Source organism: Oceanobacillus sp. MO10714A, from assembly GCF_037072045.1.
Taxonomy (GTDB): Bacteria; Bacillota; Bacilli; order Bacillales; family Amphibacillaceae; genus Oceanobacillus; species Oceanobacillus indicireducens.
Window position 1 is genome coordinate 279,169 of the sequence record NZ_JAXHDC010000001.1, and the last position, 16,364, is coordinate 295,532.

At 40.3% G+C, this 16,364-nt stretch carries 17 protein-coding genes; 16 read left to right on the plus strand and 1 reads right to left on the minus strand.

The genetic code is table 11. The features are described 5' to 3' along the window. Nucleotide 1 precedes the first annotated feature (1 nt). The 4 genes from SPD53_RS01540 (at nt 2) to SPD53_RS01555 (ending at nt 4,497) form a co-directional block, all read left to right on the plus strand. The gene (locus SPD53_RS01540; RefSeq protein WP_336251456.1) at nt 2-1,489 is read left to right on the plus strand and encodes a spore germination protein; all 1,488 of its coding nucleotides are present in this window, start codon (nt 2-4) and stop codon (nt 1,487-1,489) included. A 672-nt stretch (nt 1,490-2,161) separates the two neighbouring features. Continuing rightward, nucleotides 2,162-3,469, plus strand: a complete 1,308-nt coding sequence (gene lysA / locus SPD53_RS01545) for a diaminopimelate decarboxylase (RefSeq protein WP_336251573.1) — start codon at nt 2,162-2,164, stop codon at nt 3,467-3,469. A gap of 79 nt (nt 3,470-3,548) precedes the next feature. Further along, nucleotides 3,549-3,986, plus strand: coding sequence for a peptidylprolyl isomerase (locus SPD53_RS01550; protein ID WP_156855928.1), 438 nt, complete (start codon nt 3,549-3,551; stop codon nt 3,984-3,986). A gap of 148 nt (nt 3,987-4,134) precedes the next feature. Next, nucleotides 4,135-4,497: a GNAT family N-acetyltransferase gene (locus tag SPD53_RS01555; RefSeq protein WP_336251457.1), complete on the plus strand. Its 363-nt coding sequence runs from the start codon at nt 4,135-4,137 to the stop codon at nt 4,495-4,497. Between the two features lie 77 nt (nt 4,498-4,574). Here SPD53_RS01555 and SPD53_RS01560 read toward each other — a convergent pair whose 3' ends face one another. Further along, nucleotides 4,575-4,667, minus strand: coding sequence for a YjcZ family sporulation protein (locus SPD53_RS01560; protein ID WP_156855926.1), 93 nt, complete (start codon nt 4,665-4,667; stop codon nt 4,575-4,577). Nucleotides 4,668-4,816: 149 nt separating this feature from the next. On the opposite strand from SPD53_RS01560, the gene SPD53_RS01565 reads away from it, so the two are divergent. The 12 genes from SPD53_RS01565 to SPD53_RS01620 all read left to right on the plus strand — a co-directional run bounded on the left by SPD53_RS01565 (nt 4,817) and on the right by SPD53_RS01620 (nt 16,363). Next, entirely contained in the window at nt 4,817-5,554 is a 738-nt protein-coding gene (locus SPD53_RS01565; protein ID WP_156855979.1) for a segregation/condensation protein A, read from the plus strand. Between the two features lie 2 nt (nt 5,555-5,556). Beyond that, a complete protein-coding gene (gene scpB, locus SPD53_RS01570; RefSeq protein WP_156855925.1) occupies nt 5,557-6,138 on the plus strand; it encodes an SMC-Scp complex subunit ScpB in 582 nt (193 codons plus the stop codon). Between the two features lie 58 nt (nt 6,139-6,196). Further along, nucleotides 6,197-7,033, plus strand: a complete 837-nt coding sequence (locus SPD53_RS01575) for a superoxide dismutase (RefSeq protein ID WP_336251458.1) — start codon at nt 6,197-6,199, stop codon at nt 7,031-7,033. A gap of 74 nt (nt 7,034-7,107) precedes the next feature. Continuing rightward, a complete protein-coding gene (locus SPD53_RS01580) occupies nt 7,108-8,004 on the plus strand; it encodes a D-alanyl-D-alanine carboxypeptidase family protein (RefSeq protein ID WP_336251459.1) in 897 nt (298 codons plus the stop codon). Continuing rightward, nucleotides 7,998-8,582 (plus strand): nucleoside recognition domain-containing protein, encoded by a 585-nt coding sequence (locus SPD53_RS01585; protein WP_336251460.1) that lies wholly within the window; start codon nt 7,998-8,000, stop codon nt 8,580-8,582. The genes SPD53_RS01580 and SPD53_RS01585 overlap by 7 nt, the downstream gene beginning before the upstream one ends. A gap of 1 nt (nt 8,583) precedes the next feature. Continuing rightward, a complete protein-coding gene (locus tag SPD53_RS01590; RefSeq protein ID WP_156855921.1) occupies nt 8,584-9,114 on the plus strand; it encodes a spore maturation protein in 531 nt (176 codons plus the stop codon). Between the two features lie 244 nt (nt 9,115-9,358). Further along, nucleotides 9,359-10,081, plus strand: coding sequence for a pseudouridine synthase (locus SPD53_RS01595; protein ID WP_308425591.1), 723 nt, complete (start codon nt 9,359-9,361; stop codon nt 10,079-10,081). Nucleotides 10,082-10,156: 75 nt separating this feature from the next. Continuing rightward, nucleotides 10,157-10,729 (plus strand): thiol-disulfide oxidoreductase ResA, encoded by a 573-nt coding sequence (gene resA, locus SPD53_RS01600; RefSeq protein WP_156855919.1) that lies wholly within the window; start codon nt 10,157-10,159, stop codon nt 10,727-10,729. A gap of 72 nt (nt 10,730-10,801) precedes the next feature. Then, nucleotides 10,802-12,442 carry a cytochrome c biogenesis protein ResB gene (gene resB / locus SPD53_RS01605; RefSeq protein WP_156855918.1) on the plus strand — a complete coding sequence of 547 codons (1,641 nt, stop codon included), beginning with the start codon at nt 10,802-10,804 and terminating at the stop codon, nt 12,440-12,442. 45 nt (nt 12,443-12,487) lie between these two features. Continuing rightward, nucleotides 12,488-13,678, plus strand: coding sequence for a c-type cytochrome biogenesis protein CcsB (gene ccsB / locus SPD53_RS01610; RefSeq protein ID WP_336251461.1), 1,191 nt, complete (start codon nt 12,488-12,490; stop codon nt 13,676-13,678). A 184-nt stretch (nt 13,679-13,862) separates the two neighbouring features. Next, complete coding sequence (locus tag SPD53_RS01615; protein WP_156855916.1) at nt 13,863-14,582, plus strand: response regulator transcription factor; 720 nt, start codon at nt 13,863-13,865, stop codon at nt 14,580-14,582. After that, nucleotides 14,582-16,363: an ATP-binding protein gene (locus SPD53_RS01620; protein WP_156855915.1), complete on the plus strand. Its 1,782-nt coding sequence runs from the start codon at nt 14,582-14,584 to the stop codon at nt 16,361-16,363. Before SPD53_RS01615 ends, SPD53_RS01620 begins: the two co-directional genes overlap by 1 nt. Nucleotide 16,364 lies beyond the last annotated feature (1 nt).

Genomic DNA, 16,364 nt, shown 5'->3' on the forward strand with positions numbered 1-16,364 from the left:
GATGGAAGTAAAAACGAAAGTATATCAAGATATTAAGAAAAATGAAAAGTATATGAAGGAAAGGTTAGGCCTGGATATTTCCTATGATGTTGACTACCGGCAAGTTATTATACTTGGTCGCCGTGTTCAACTGTATTTTGTTAACGGGCTTTGTGATACGACCATCGTTCAAGAGTTATTAATAGAAATGCTTAACTTGAATGAAAATGAGAAAGAAAAGGAGAAGTTTCCCGAAATTTTTACAAACCGCTTAGTACATCAACAGGTAGCTAAGTTGAAAACATTGGATGAAGCAGTAGATGAAATGCTTTCCGGTTTGGTTGTCATATTTGTAGATGGATATAACCAAGTATTTTCAATTGATGTAAGACATTACCCTGGGCGAACACCTGAAGAGCCGGACACAGAAAAAGTCATTCGGGGTTCCAGAGATGGATATACAGAGAATGTGGTAGAAAATACTGCTTTAACGAGAAGAAGATTGCGGGACGCTCGTTTGCGTAATGAAATGATGAAAGTGGGAGAACGGTCTAAAACGGACGTCTGTATCACTTACATTAAAGATATAGCCAGCGATGGTCTTGTAGACTTAGTCAAGGAAAGAATTGAAGGTATTGAAGTCGACGGTTTATCCATGGCCGACAAGTCACTAGAGGAGTTTATTATTAAAAGAAAGTGGAATACTTTTCCATTAGTACGTTATACCGAACGTCCGGATGTAGCAGCGAATCACTTGTTAGAGGGACATGTAATAGTGACGGTTGATTCTTCACCAAGTGTGATTATTCTTCCTACAACTTATTTTCACCATTTGCAGCATGCGGAGGAATACAGACAATCACCGGTATTTGGTACTTTCGTAAGATGGATAAGATTCTTAGCCGTATTCTTATCAATATTTCTGCTTCCCGTATGGATATTGTTTGTCCAGGATCCGAGTTTATTACCGAAAAATCTGGCTTTTATCGGTCCAAACGAAGAAGGAAGTGTGCCAATCGTTCTTCAAATCATTTTAGCCGATTTGGGGATTGAATTCTTGCGGATGGCAGCTGTTCATACCCCAACGCCTCTTTCCACTGCGATGAGTTTGATTGCGGCGGTATTGATTGGTGAAATCGCGATTGATGTTGGTATGTTCAGTGCGGAAGTCATCCTTTATGTATCTATTTCAGCAATCGGTTCCTATGTGACGCCTAGTTATGAGTTAGGGACAGCGAATAAGATTCTTAAATATTTTCTAGTGATTGTAACGGCGCTATTTGGTATTAATGGATTAATGATTGGTTTTACGTTAACGATTTTATTTTTGGTAGAGCAAAAATCATTGAAAACGCCGTACTTCTGGCCGTTCATTCCTTATAATCCAAGTGCATTGCTCCATATCATCTTTCGTATTCCTGTTCCGTACACGAACAGAAGACCAAGCATTGTTCATCCGAAGAATGTTTACCGGCAACCACTTGAAAAAGGGAAAGGAAAAGACAAATAATTCGTTCCCTTTCATTCAGCGTAAGTGTCTTTGCTCGTTTCCTTTAGTTTAGATCTCTAATCGCCGTTCAGTTACCCGGCGGACGGATGCTTTCCACGGGTACGGCCTCAGCCTCGACGCACAGGACGTTAATGTCAGACGTTGCCACATACGAGAGCGTTCTTAGTCTGCCTCGGAAGAAAACCGCTTCCTGCTCAGGTCTGGACTCGTGCTTTTCCCGTAGGAGTCACCGTCCGCCGGGCAACTGAACTGGTAGAGTACATTATTATTGGAAACGATCCAATCATGATGAGCGTTCTATCCCTAGAATAATAAATAGGGTTCCAAATTTGGCTTTCCCCTCGGAGCAGTCCAGACACCTCGAGACTCCTGCGGGAGGCCGGCTAAGTGCGGTCACTTCCTGTGACCAATGCCGGCATTAGAACCTCCTGTTCGTCGATAGGCCTAGGTGAGACCCCACAGGGCGTTAGCCCGAGGAGGCTCACCAGCCGCTCAGCAGGTGCGAGAGGTGTCTGGACTGCGGACCCTGGAAAGAGAGTTGCACTTACGCTGAATGAAAGTGATGCGTTGAGTGTATAATTATAATATTTTAAGGCATTGTGCTTTTGTTTTCTCCTTTAATATGGTAAAGTAATGTATCATTTTACAATATAGCGTACGGGGGAGATGAAGATGATAATTGACCACCATCCATTTGAGGTTAATGCTGCAGGGCACTTAATGATCGGGGGCGTTGATAGTCTGACGCTTGCTGAAAAATATGGAACCCCATTATATGTATATGATGTGGGGATTATCCGTAAAAATGCGCGAAGCTTCGTCCAAACGTTTAAAGATTTAGATGTCCAAGCTAAAGTGGCATATGCAAGTAAAGCATTTTCCAGTATTGCAATGGTACAAGTTGCGAAACAGGAAGGCTTGTGTCTTGATGTCGTTTCAGAAGGGGAGCTATATACCGCCCTTCAAGCTGGATTTCCAACAGAGCGGATCCACTTACACGGCAATAATAAAAGCAGAGAAGAATTAAAAATGGCAGTTGACGAAAACATTGGCTGTATCGTCATTGATAATCTGTATGAAATTCAATTGCTTGAAGAAATTCTTCGGGAAGAGAATAAAACAATCGATGTTCTTATTCGCGTAACGCCTGGTATCGAGTCGAATACTCACCAATATATTATGACGGGGAATGAAGACTCTAAGTTTGGCTTTAATCTTATTAACGGGCAAGCGGATGAAGCTTTTCAACTCTTACATAATCATGGACATATTCAATTGAAGGGACTACACTGCCATATCGGTTCACAAATTTTTGAAACAGAAGGTTTTATGGTTGCTGTTAATCTATTATTCGATCAACTAGAAAAGTGGTTGGATCAAGTAGATTTTGTTCCGGAAGTATTAAATCTTGGTGGAGGATACGGGATTCGTTATACAGAAGAAGATGAGCCTTTGGCATATCATATCTACGCGGAAAAAATCGTTGCAGCTGTGAGAGAAAACAGTGAGCGTTTAAACATATCCCTGCCGGAGATCTGGATTGAACCAGGTCGCTCGATTGTTGGAAATGCTGGTGTATCTTTATATACGATTGGTTCATCCAAAGAAATTCCCAATATAAGAAATTATGTATCAGTTGACGGTGGGATGGCTGACAATATCCGCCCAGCCCTCTATGAGGCGCAGTATGAAGCAGTTCTCGCTAATAAAGCGACGGAAGAACCGACAACAACTGTATCGATTGCAGGGAAAGCATGTGAATCAGGAGATATGCTTATCTGGGATCTGCCGCTTCCGGAAGTCCAGCCCGGAGATGTACTTGCAGTCTTTGCAACCGGAGCTTACGGTTTTTCTATGGCAAGTAATTATAACCGTTTAGCAAAGCCTGCGGTAGTCTTTGTTGAAGATGGTATGGATAGACTCGTTGTAAGAAGAGAGAGCGTAGAAGACATTGTAAAAAATGATTTATCCTATGAATGATATGACATTTCTTTTCAATAATAATCGAAAATGGTAAACTAGATTGGAATATGAACTAAACATAGAAGGAGCGTTTTGCATGACTAAAACAGGCTATATACAAATGGAAAATGGGGAAAAAATTGAAATGGAATTCTTCCCTGAAGCTGCACCGAACACGGTAAAGAACTTTGAAGAACTTGCAAATTCAGGATTTTATGATGGGGTGACATTCCACCGCGTAATTCCTGGTTTCGTTAGCCAGGGAGGAGACCCGACAGGAACTGGGGCTGGTGGCAGTGGTAAGACCATTAAGTGTGAAACAGAAGGTAATCCGCACAAACATGAAGCAGGAGCATTATCTATGGCACACGCTGGTAAAGACACAGGCTCAAGCCAATTTTTCCTTGTCCATGAACCGCAACCACATCTAGACGGAGTCCATACTGTATTTGGAAAAATCACTTCTGGACTAGAAGTTGCACGTAATATGCAGAATGGTGATGTCATGAAAGAAGTGCGGGTATCTGCTGAATAATTCTAGAGCACTAAGGACCATTCATTTTTTCATAACCGATTTTTGTTGACAAACTAGCATTAAAATGCCATAAATATATATATGCTTTAGAATGATTCATTGTTGAAATGACTTAATATAAGTTTAAGTTTATTAATGAGGGATTAATATGTTAATTCGCTATAAGAAAAATATGGAGAAAATTGCAATGGGCTTATTATCTTTTATGCCTGATGAAAAAAGGGATGTAAAAAAGCTCCAGCAACATATAAAAGAGTATGAAACGAATCCGGATTGGCATTTGTATTTATGGAAAAACGAGGAAGATGACATCCTAGGTACGATTGGTGTTCGAATGGAGGATGAAATGAATGCGATTATTCAAGATTTGTCCGTCAACCCATCCCACCGGAACCTAGGCCTAGGGAAAACTTTAATACAAGAAATAAAAGAAATATATAGTGAGAAATATATTGTTTACCCAAGTGAACAAATCAGACAGTTTTATGAGAAATGTGACTCGATTGAGTAGTAAAAGCCAGCCCCATCAACCGGGCTGGCTTTTATACCTGCTATTTTAAGCCGGTAGAATAATCACCTACATTCGACTTAGAACCATGCTGCCCCTACAATAATTAAGAGTATAAACAGCACGACAATTAGCGCGAACCCTCCTGCAAAGCCTCCACCGTAACCACTCATAACTAAAAACCTCCTTTACGTAATGCGTAGGTGATAAAGTCAGATGAAGAGCATTCTGACTTTGCTTACGATATAGCTTATGTGTTGCTAACAAATATGTTTGGGCAGATTACATAATATTTTTTTCTTTTCTAGAAAGGATGCAAATGATGCAAGAAGCTTATAAGGTGAAAATAGAACAATTTGAAGGGCCGCTTGATCTCTTATTACACTTAATCAAGCAATATGAGATTGATATTTATGATATCCCTGTAGCAGACATAACGAAACAATATATGCAATATATCCATACCTTCCAAGTGTTAGAGTTGAATATTGCAAGTGAATATCTCGTTATGGCATCGACGCTTGTCGCAATTAAAAGTCAAATGCTTCTACCTAAGCAAGAAATGACGGAAGACGTGGAAGAATATATGGAAGATCCGCGGGATGAACTTATGCAGCGTTTAATCGAATATCGTAAATACAAAGAAGCCGCTGAGAAGTTCAAGAAGAAAGAAGAAGAAGCAACTCACACCTTTACACGGCCACCGATGGGATTTGATGAAATCCTAACTAAAAAACCGCCTGTTGTACAAGGGGAAATTACGATTTATGATATGCTTGGTGCTCTCGGTAAGATGCTAGAAAGGAAAAAATGGAGTGAACCGCTTGATACGAAAGTCCAGCGCGCCGAAATTTCAATAGAAGAGCGGATGGAAGAAGTGCTTTCCATCGTTAATAAAACAAGGGAAGGCGTCCGGTTTGATGAATTATTTCCGGAGCGCACCCGGAACCATATAGTCGTCACCTTTCTTGCCTTATTAGAACTAATGAAGGATAGACAAATTTATTGTAAACAAACGAAGCATTTTGATGTGTTATATTTGTATGCTATGGAGGAATGAAAGTGGATATCGGAGAACTGAAAGCTGTCGCGGAAGGGCTTCTCTTTGCCACAGGAGATGAAGGAGTTACCATTAAACAATTAAGTAAAGTGCTTAATATTACAGAAGACGTAGCAACAGAGCTTATTGATGAATTAAAAGATGATTATGAACAGAAAACTCGTGGACTGAAAATCATGGAAGCAAATGGAGTATTGCACCTGACAACGAAACCGGAACATAGCTCGTATTTCAAGAAATTAATTGAAACACCCCGCTCGACAAGAATGTCACAGGCAGCCCTTGAAACACTTGCAATCATCGCTTATCAGCAGCCCATCACCCGGGCGGAAATCGATGAGATCAGAGGGGTGAAGAGCGATGGACCGGTTCAGACATTACTTAATCGCTCATTAATTGAAGAGATGGGCAGAAAAGAAACGATTGGACGTCCCATCCTCTTTCGAACGTCGAAAGATTTCTTGACTTATTTTGGTTTAACTTCCCTTGACGAATTGCCGCCACTTCCGGAAACGACAGACGATACAAACAATCAAGAAGTTGATTTGTTTTTCGAACGATTTAATGATGAACTAGAAGAGTAGTTCATAGGCGCAATTAGCAGCCCCCTTCATAAAATACTTTGGAGGAGGGCTTTTTAATATGAATGAATTGTATTTACGAGCGTTAAAAAAGTGGAGTGATGATGTAAAGAAGACCATACAAATGGAAGATTTACCGGAGGAAACGATAAATACTTGGGGAAACTGGGACGAGGAAATTCAAGCTTCTCTTGAAAATGGCGTGGAAGAAGAACAATTAATGAAGCTCCACCAGCAAGGGGAGGAATTGCGGCGTCATTTAAGTGATTCTTCAAAAGAACTAATCCGTGCAGATTATGCGAATCATGTTCTTCCCCCGCTTCCCTATGCTTATGATGCATTGGAGCCATATATTAGTGAAGAAATCATGAGGCTCCACCATCTCGTGCATCATCAAGCGTATGTGAATGGATTAAATAAAGCTGAAGAAGAGATTTATTACCGTAATCATGAACCGGATATGTTAAGACATTGGTTACGAGAGCAGGCTTTCAACGGATCAGGGCATCTGCTTCACTCTGTTTTTTGGAAAAATATGACCCCATACTCATCAAAAGTACCAAGCAAACAGATAGAGCAATGGATTAATAGGGATTTTGGTTCTTTCGCCCATTTTAAGGAAGGTTTTACAAATGTCGCCAAAAGTGTCCAAGGTCCGGGCTGGGCTGCATTATTGTACGATCCAGTTAACCACCGGCTTGTAATTGAATCAATTGAGAAACATCAGCAGAATCACCTCGTTTCGATGATTCCGCTCCTTGTCCTTGATATGTGGGAACATGCTTATTATTTACAATATAAAACAGAGAAAGCCGATTATGTGGAAGCCTGGTGGAATATTGTGGACTGGGAGGATGTCAACAATCGCTTGTTAAGAGCAATGAACATCCGCGATTAAGTTTATCTTTGTCATATATAGAAAACCTTCCTGCATAGAATGAAATAGAGAAATATGCTAGGAGGCAAGTTCGCATGCGATTATTCTTCGGATTCATATTATGCGTTTCCCTTTTTTTCTTTTTACCTGAGCATGGACAGGCTGCTCCAGATGTATCAGCAGCACAGGCAATCTTAATGGATGCAGAGAGTGGACAAGTTTTATTTGAAAAAGATGCATTTGAAGCAAGACCGATTGCAAGCATTACGAAAATCATGACAGCTATTCTTGCAATTGAATCTGGAAAAATGGACGAGAAGGCAACTGTTTCAAGAAATGCTATTTATACAGAAGGTTCTTCTATTTATCTGGAACAGGGGGAGAAGATTACAATTCAAGATCTTGTCTATGGGCTAATGCTGCGTTCAGGAAATGATGCTGCTGTCGCGATTGCTGAACATATTGGGGAAAGTGAAGAGGGATTCGTCTATTTGATGAATGAAAAGGCAATGTGGTTAGGGATGGATCAGACTCATTTCACAAACCCGCACGGCTTGGATGATGAAGAACATTATTCGAGCGCTTACGACATGGCGCTTCTAACAAGAGAGGCGATGAAAAATAAACAGTTTCGGGAAATTAGCGGCAGTACGAGTTATTTATCTGAAAACCGTTCCTACAGTTGGCGGAATAAACATAAGCTTGTGACTGGGTATTATGAGAATGCTACAGGGGGAAAGACCGGATATACGAAACAGACCGGCAGAACTCTTGTAACGACAGCTGAAAAAAATGGCCATTCGTTAATTGTCGTAACCTTGAATGCCGGGAATGATTGGAATGATCACATCGCCTTATTTGAATGGGGATTTGAAGAGTTAACAGAAAATAGCCCTGAAAAAGAGACAAAGGTAAAAGAAACCGCTGGAAACAGTGTTTCGTCTATTTTATCTGAAATATTACGTAAAGTGGCAGGGATTCAAACATGGTGAATTTAATTTGGGCACTGATGGCGATTGTCGGAATCCTTTATGCGATGTTGAATGGTACGATGGCTGATGTGAATAAAGCAATAATTGAAAGTGCAAATGAAGCCGTAACGTTATCGATTGGATTAATCAGCATTCTCGTTTTCTGGCTTGGCGTAATGAAAATAGCTGAAGCAGCGGGAATACTTAAGCTAATCACTAAATTATTGCGACCTCTTATTATAAAAATTTTCCCGGACATACCGAAGGATCATCCGGCAATGGGGTATATCCTCTCCAATTTCACTGCGAACTTTTTCGGCTTAGGTAACGCTGCAACCCCATTAGGGATCAAAGCGATGCAAGAAATGAAAAACCTGAGTAACTCTGATACCGCATCCAGGTCGATGATAACCTTTCTTGCTATCAATACATCGAGTCTAACGTTGATTCCGACTACTGTTATAGCCATCCGCATGCAATATAACTCGGTTTCGCCAACTGAAATCGTCGGGACAACCTTAATTGCATCAATTGCCGGTGTTACGAGTGCTGTTCTGATAGATCGGTATTACTATAATAAAGAGTCACGGAGGAAATAGGATGAGTTGGATGACTACAATAAGCGTATGGATCATCCCTTGTTTTTTATTAATTGTATTAGTCACAGCCTCTTGGAAAAAGCTGCCCAGTTATGAACTGTTTGTTGAAGGAGGGAAGGAAGGTGTCAAATTGGCATTTTCTTTACTTCCTTTTTTGGTAGGTATGATTGTAGCGATTACGATTTTAAGAAGTTCTGGAGCTCTGGATGCACTGATCGGGTTACTCACACCGGTACTTACTTTTATCGGAGTCCCGCCGGAAGTATTACCGCTCGCACTCATTAGACCAATTTCAGGTACAGCGGCGCTAGGAATGACAGCAGAATTGATTCAAACATATGGACCAGATTCGTTTATTGGAAGATTAGCTTCGACCATGCAGGGTAGTACAGATACGACGCTATATATCCTTACGATTTATTTTGGTGCAGTTGGAATAAAAAAGATGCGTTATGCACTTAAGGTTGGACTATTAGCGGACCTGGTTGGTATAATTGTTGCGATAATAATAGTTAGCATTGTATTTGGATAAGCTAATTTGTAGCGTTTAATCTAGATTAAACGCTATTATTGTTTTATCACGTATTAACGGTCTGTAGTACCCCTACTTCTAAACATGAGAGAAAATCAATATGTGAAGGGTAGGGATACACAGTCCGTAAATACCTGATTCTGTTCAACTAACATTCAGTGGGGGGGGAAGGAAACCCCCACTGAATGAAGTTTCACCTTATGGACGGAAAACGCGAAAAAATAATTTTTAGGATGATGAAAGAATGGCACTGGAAAGATTACAAAAAGTTATTGCTCAGAGCGGGCTTACTTCAAGGAGGAAGGCGGAGCAGTTAATTGCAAGTGGCAAGGTGAAAGTAAATAATCAAGTTGTTACGACACTGGGTACGAAAGTTTCTGCCCAAGATGAGATTGAAGTAGAAGGTGTGCCGATTGAAAAGGAAGCGCACGTGTACTATATGTTGTATAAGCCAAGAGGCATCATCTCAAGTGCAAAAGATGATAAAGGAAGAAAGACTGTTCTTGATTTCTTTCCGGAGGTCGAAGAGAGGATTTACCCTGTCGGGAGACTTGATTATGATAGTTCCGGCTTAATTCTCTTAACGAATGATGGGGATCTTGCCAATACACTTATGCATCCAAGCCATGGTGTGGAGAAGGTTTATGTAGCTAAACTGAAAGGGATCCCGAGTAAACAAGAGTTGGCAAAGCTGAGAAAGGGTGTAACAGCAGATAGAGAACTACTAAAAGCGGTCCGGTATAATATATTATCTGCCGATAGAAAAAAAGATACAATGATACTGGAACTAACATTGGTGGAAGGGAAGAACCGTCATGTAAGAAGGATGATGGAGGCACTCGGATACCCTGTACAAAAATTAAAAAGAGAAAGGTATGGCTTCTTGACGTTGGATGGTTTATCCCCCGGTGAAACGAGACCATTGACCCCTAAAGAAGTGAAACAATTAAAGAATATCGCGAAGTAAATTGTACCAGTTTTGACATAGAATTGTTAATTCTCTAAGCCGCTATGATGGTACAATACACTGGGAGTGATTTTGATGAGTATAGAGAAAGCAAAAAAGAGAAAAAAACAAAAAAAAAGAAACAGGTTAATATATAGGGGCGTCATCTTAGCTGCGCTTGTTGGTGCGCTTATTTTTGCCATTGTATCGAACCTGCAAAAAGATAATACGGTTTACCGAGTAGGGGATCCGGCGCCAGACTTTCAGTTAACGCAAATCAATAAGAATAGTGATTTGGAAACGTTGCGCTTAAGTGACTACGAGGGGAAAGGTGTCATGTTGAACTTCTGGGCAACTTGGTGTAAACCCTGTGAAGCGGAAATGCCGTATATGCAAGAACTTTATCCAAAGTATAAGGATAAAGGGGTGGAAATTGTAGCTGTTAGTCTGGATACTACGGAGCTTGTCATTGATCGTTTCATCGATCGCTATGATTTGACATTCCCAATCCCTCATGACAAAAATGGGGAAATTAGGGATTTATATAAAGTTGGTCCAATTCCGAGCACATTTTTCATTAACCCTGACGGCGAGATACAGGAAGTAGTGAACGGTGCTTTGACTTTGGATCTGCTGGAAGGATATTTGAACGAAATAACACCAAATTAATAGGTATGAAAGTTACCTTACCAGAAAATATGTTTATTCCAGATTTGGTAAAGACAACTGTGAGGGATATAAATGAACAAGATCAAATGTGAATGCGGTCATATTAACCCGGAGGGAACGGTCCTATGTGAAGCATGCGGGAAACCGGTAGAAGGGAATCAGCATATTGACGGCAATGATCAGAAGAAATTACTTAATATGAGATATGAAGGATCTGCACGCCGTTCACAGACTTACCGGAAATCAATGGTCGATAAAGTCTGGGGTTTCTTCTCTTCCGTTAAAGTAGGAGTCTGGCTCATCGTCCTTGCGCTTGTCGCTTCTATGATTGGCACGATTTTTCCGCAAGAACAATTCATTCCACAGAATGCTGTATCAAGGGACCCTGCAATCTATTATGAAGATCAATTCGGGTTGATTGGTAAGATCTATTATTTACTCGGATTTCATGAAATGTACAGTGCTTGGTGGTACTTGCTATTATTAGGTTTAATTGGTGTCTCCTTAGTTATTTGTAGTCTAGACCGTTTTATACCACTTTACAAAGCACTGAAGATTCAAAAGCCGCGCCGTCATGAGACATTTCTGAACAGACAGCGTTTTTACAGTGAATCAAAAGAAGTCAGTGACGCGGAAATTGAACAAGTAAAAGAAAAATTGAAGAAACAACGTTATAAAATAACTGAGCAGAACGGCCATATTTTAGCTGAAAAAGGCAGGTTTTCGAGATGGGGACCATATGTCAACCACATCGGACTCATTATCATTCTGCTTGCAGCAATATTACGGACAACCCCGATTATGTTCACTGATGAGTATGTCTGGGTGAGGGAAGGCGAGACAATCGTTATCCCTGGAACAAACGGCGAATACTATATTGAAAACAAAAAGTTTCATTTAGACTTGCACGATCCAGATGATGAGCGATTCAAAGATGCAATTGAACAAACTGGAGCGGTAGCTAGTAATTTCCAAACAGATGCTGTCATATATAAGGATGCAAATGAGGATATACCAGGTGCTGAACCTGAACTGGAACCAATTCTAACAGAATCCATCCAAATGAATAAACCTGCGAAATTTGACGGATATACACTATATCAACAAGGGTATCAGGAGAATGAATTCAGCAGTATGACCTTTAAAATCCATGAAACGGATGATGAAGATGCAAAAGCGATTGATTCCTTTACCATTGATTTATTTAATCCAGAATCAGAATACATACTGGATAATGATTTCAGGGTAGTGATTGATCAGTATTATCCAGATTATTATTTAGCAGATGATGGAACACCGGCTTCAGAAACGAATTATCCAAGAAATCCAGCATTTGTATTGCTCGTCTACCCGCCAGACGAAACGGAACCTGAAATAAGTTTCCTTGGTATCGGTAGAAATATCGATGCAACTGGAGAGAATGAATATAAAATTGCTATTCAGGATTTCGATACCCATTATGTCAGTGGCCTGACGTTACGTGTGGACCATACATTGATCTTCTTTGGAATTGGCGCAGCTATCTTTATGATTGGTGTTATTCAAGGAATGTACTGGCAACATCGCAGAGTCTGGATCCACCCGAAAGACGATGGTGTATTATTGGCTGCCCATACGAATAAGAACTGGTTTGGCTTGTCGAAAGATATAGAGAAAGCGATTGAACAAACGAATATAAAAATGGTCGAAGATAGGCAGGAGCTAGACAAGTAGTATATCTATTTGTCTAGTCTACTAACTTCTATAGGAGGGTGTTTAATGGATTTAGTCAATTTAAGCAGTAATATGCTTTTTGCTGCTTTTATCTTATATTTGATTGCGACGCTATTTTTCGGAGCGACAATTCGTGAAAAACGTAATAAAGAAAACAAAAAAGAAGTCGCTGGCAATATTGCAATCACTATTACAATCCTTGGATTCTTAGCACAATTAACGTATTTCTTTACAAGATGGATAGCAAGTGGCCATGCTCCGCTTGGAAACATGTTTGAATTTGTCACATTCCTCGGGATGGCGATGGTTCTTGCATTCATTATTATTTATTTTATGTATCGACTTGGATTTTTAGGACTATTTGCTTTACCGATTGCAATGTTAATTATTGCTTATGCGAGTATGTTCCCGACAGAGGTAGCTCCATTAGTCCCATCACTAAATATTTACTGGCTCTGGATTCATGTATCGACTGTAGCGATTGGTCAAGGTATTTTGTTCATCAGTTTCGTTGCTGGATTAATGTACCTGATTAAGGAGATTGATCAGATGAAGCGGACAAAAAGGAATACGTGGCTTGAAATTGTTATGTATACATTGTTTATAGTTATTGGTTTTATCGTGATCACGTCTGCATTTAATATCGCGGATTATAAAGCGACTTTTGAATATCAAGATGGAAATCAAATTATAGAGACAGAATACCACCTCCCGGCAATTGTTTCTCCAAATAATGGTGTGTTACGTTCAGAGAATGTAATGGAGCCGTTGTTCGAAGCTCCAGCCTGGATGCAAGGAGAGGACGCTGGCAGGAAGTTTAATACGGTCATCTGGTCTCTATTAACCGGTACACTCATCTATGGGATCACCGTACTTATTTTAAGAAAACGGGTCGCTGCTGCAATCCAGCCTTTACTGCGCGGTGTGAAAGCTGACCTTCTTGATGAGATTATGTATCGTGCTGTTGCAATTGGATTCCCAGTCTTTACCCTCGGTGGACTAATATTTGCTGCGATATGGGCACAAATCGCCTGGGGCAGATTCTGGGGCTGGGATCCGAAAGAAGTATGGGCACTTGTTACATGGTTCTTCTATGCTGCCTTCCTGCACTTACGTCTATCCCGTGGTTGGCACGGTGAAAAATCAGGTTGGCTTGCTGTTGTAGGTTTCGGTATCATTATGTTTAACTTGGTTGTCGTGAACCTCGTCCTTGCCGGATTACACTCATACGCTTAAATATCAGGAATAAAAAAAGAGACAAATGCACCGCATCGTTAGAATTCGGCTGCATTTGTCTCTTTTCTTATACATTTATTACGGATTCGTTTATAATGATTGATAGAGATTTGATGTAAGGGTTTTGTAATAATTGAGTTTAGTGGAATATATGAAAGATTAGAGATTGTGGGGGAATTTATTCATGGAAACCGATGTAAGAATTTTAGTAGTTGATGATGAAGAAAGGATCCGCAGGCTTGTTCGGATGTATTTAGAAAGGGAAAATTATGAGATCGATGAAGCGGAGAATGGTCACGAAGCTTTGGAAATGGCATTGGAAGAGGACTATGACTGTATCATCCTAGATCTCATGATGCCTGAAATGGACGGTATTGAAGTATGTGAGGAATTACGAAAGCAAAAATCAACACCGGTTATAATGTTAACAGCAAAAGGAGAAGAATCAAATCGTGTACAAGGCTTTGAAGTCGGGGCGGACGATTATATTGTGAAGCCATTTAGTCCACGCGAAGTTGTCCTACGAGTAAAAGCAATCCTAAGAAGAGTGACCTCTTCTTCATTAACAAATGCAGATGGCTCGGCAAGAGATGTTCTTGTATACCCGCATCTGACAATTGATCATGACGCCCACCGTGTTACCGCAGATGGTGAAGAAGTAAACCTGACACCAAAAGAATATGAATTACTTTGTTTCCTCGCTAAAGCGCCTGATAAGGTATTTAACCGGGAAGTCTTGCTGAAAGAAGTATGGCAATATGAATTCTTTGGAGATCTGCGTACAGTTGATACGCATGTCAAGCGACTGAGAGAGAAGTTAAGTTCTGTTTCAGATAAAGCTGCAAAGATGATTGTTACTGTTTGGGGTGTCGGCTATAAATTCGAGGTTGTTGAGGACGAATAATGGTATGGCGTAATAATATTGTTATTAAATTGGCATTAACAATTATCCTTCTTGTGTTTATTGTTTTATTCATTCTGTTTATGCTTCTCATGCAGTTCTTTGAGAATTTCTATATTAATGAAGCAGAAGAGGATATGCTTGAAACAGCTACAAAGATTGCTACAATCATTGACCAGCAGGATGATCGGAGTTTTATTCATGAAACAGCCGAATTAATTAAAGATCCCGCAAGCAGGATTGCAATTCTTTATCCGACAGGGGATTTCTGGCTGTCGATGAGCAGTGATAATGAACTTAGTGCTATTGATTTGGACTGGATCGAAAATGAACCGGATCTCCTTGAAGTGATTACCTTGGAACGGGAAATTCAAAAACTTATTGTGCTGCCGGACGATACAACGGCAGCAATAATTGTTGGTAAGCCACTCTTAAATGATGGTGCAGTCTATATTTATCAATCCCTTGATGTTGTAAATCAAACGAAGGAAGAGACACAGAAGATCATCTTAATTGCTGCAGGCTTTGCCATTGTGTTTACTGTATTCTTTGCAGTATTCCTTTCAACGCGGATAACGTCTCCGCTAATTAAAATGCGAGAAGCTGCAGCCGATTTGACACGAGGAGAATTTAATACGAAAGTTCCTGTTTTAACTCATGATGAGCTTGGAGATCTGGCCAGGGAATTCAACCGGATGGGAAGACAGCTGAAGTATCATATTAATGCTGTTAGTCAAGAAAAGGAACAACTCGCAAGTATTGTAAAATCGATGGCTGATGGAGTCATAACGCTTAACCGTAACGAAGATATTATTGTGATCAATCCACCAGCTGAGAAGTATATCGAAGACTGGTATTTTGAAAGAAATATCGAACCGAATGCAAACCAACAGAAATTACCGGATGAATTAAGGAAGGCTTTAGAGAAAGTAATCGGAGGAGAAACAGAAGTCGTTCACGAAATGCATCTACAGGGAAGAGATTATGTCATGCTGATGACACCATTGTACGATGAGAATTATGTTCGAGGCGCAGTTGCCGTCATTCGAGATATGACGGAAGAACGGAGACTGGATAAGCTACGGAAAGATTTTATCGCAAATGTTTCACATGAATTGCGGACGCCGATTGCAATGCTGCAAGGATACAGTGAAGCGATTGTTGATGATGTAGCAGAATCTAAATCGGAGAAAAATGAACTTGCGGCCATCATTCATGATGAATCATTGCGAATGAGCAGACTTGTTAATGAATTATTAGATTTAGCACGAATGGAAGCAGGACATATTCAGTTGAACCTGGAAACAGTGGAGGTAGAACCCTTTATCGAAAGGATTATTAAGAAGTTCCAACGAGTTGCCGAGGAGAATCATGTAGAAGTAAAACTGTCTACGAATATCACAACAAATCAGGCAACTTTTGATTCGGACAGGGTCGAACAAGTTTTCACTAATCTGATTGATAATGCGATTCGACACACTGATGAACAAGGATATGTTCATATTAAAGTTACAGTGAATGAAACAGAATTTCTTGGAGAGATTGCCGACAATGGCAGCGGTATTCCTGAAGAGGACTTGCCGTTTGTCTTTGAACGATTCTATAAAGCGGATAAATCAAGGACAAGGAATAAAGAGAAGAAAGGGACAGGCCTTGGACTTGCTATTGCGAAAAACATTATCGATGCTCACCAAGGTACGATTCGCGTGAAAAGTAAGTTACTGCAAGGTACTACTTTTACTTTTGTAATTCCCCAGTCCAATAAGAAACAGATTACAAAGTGAG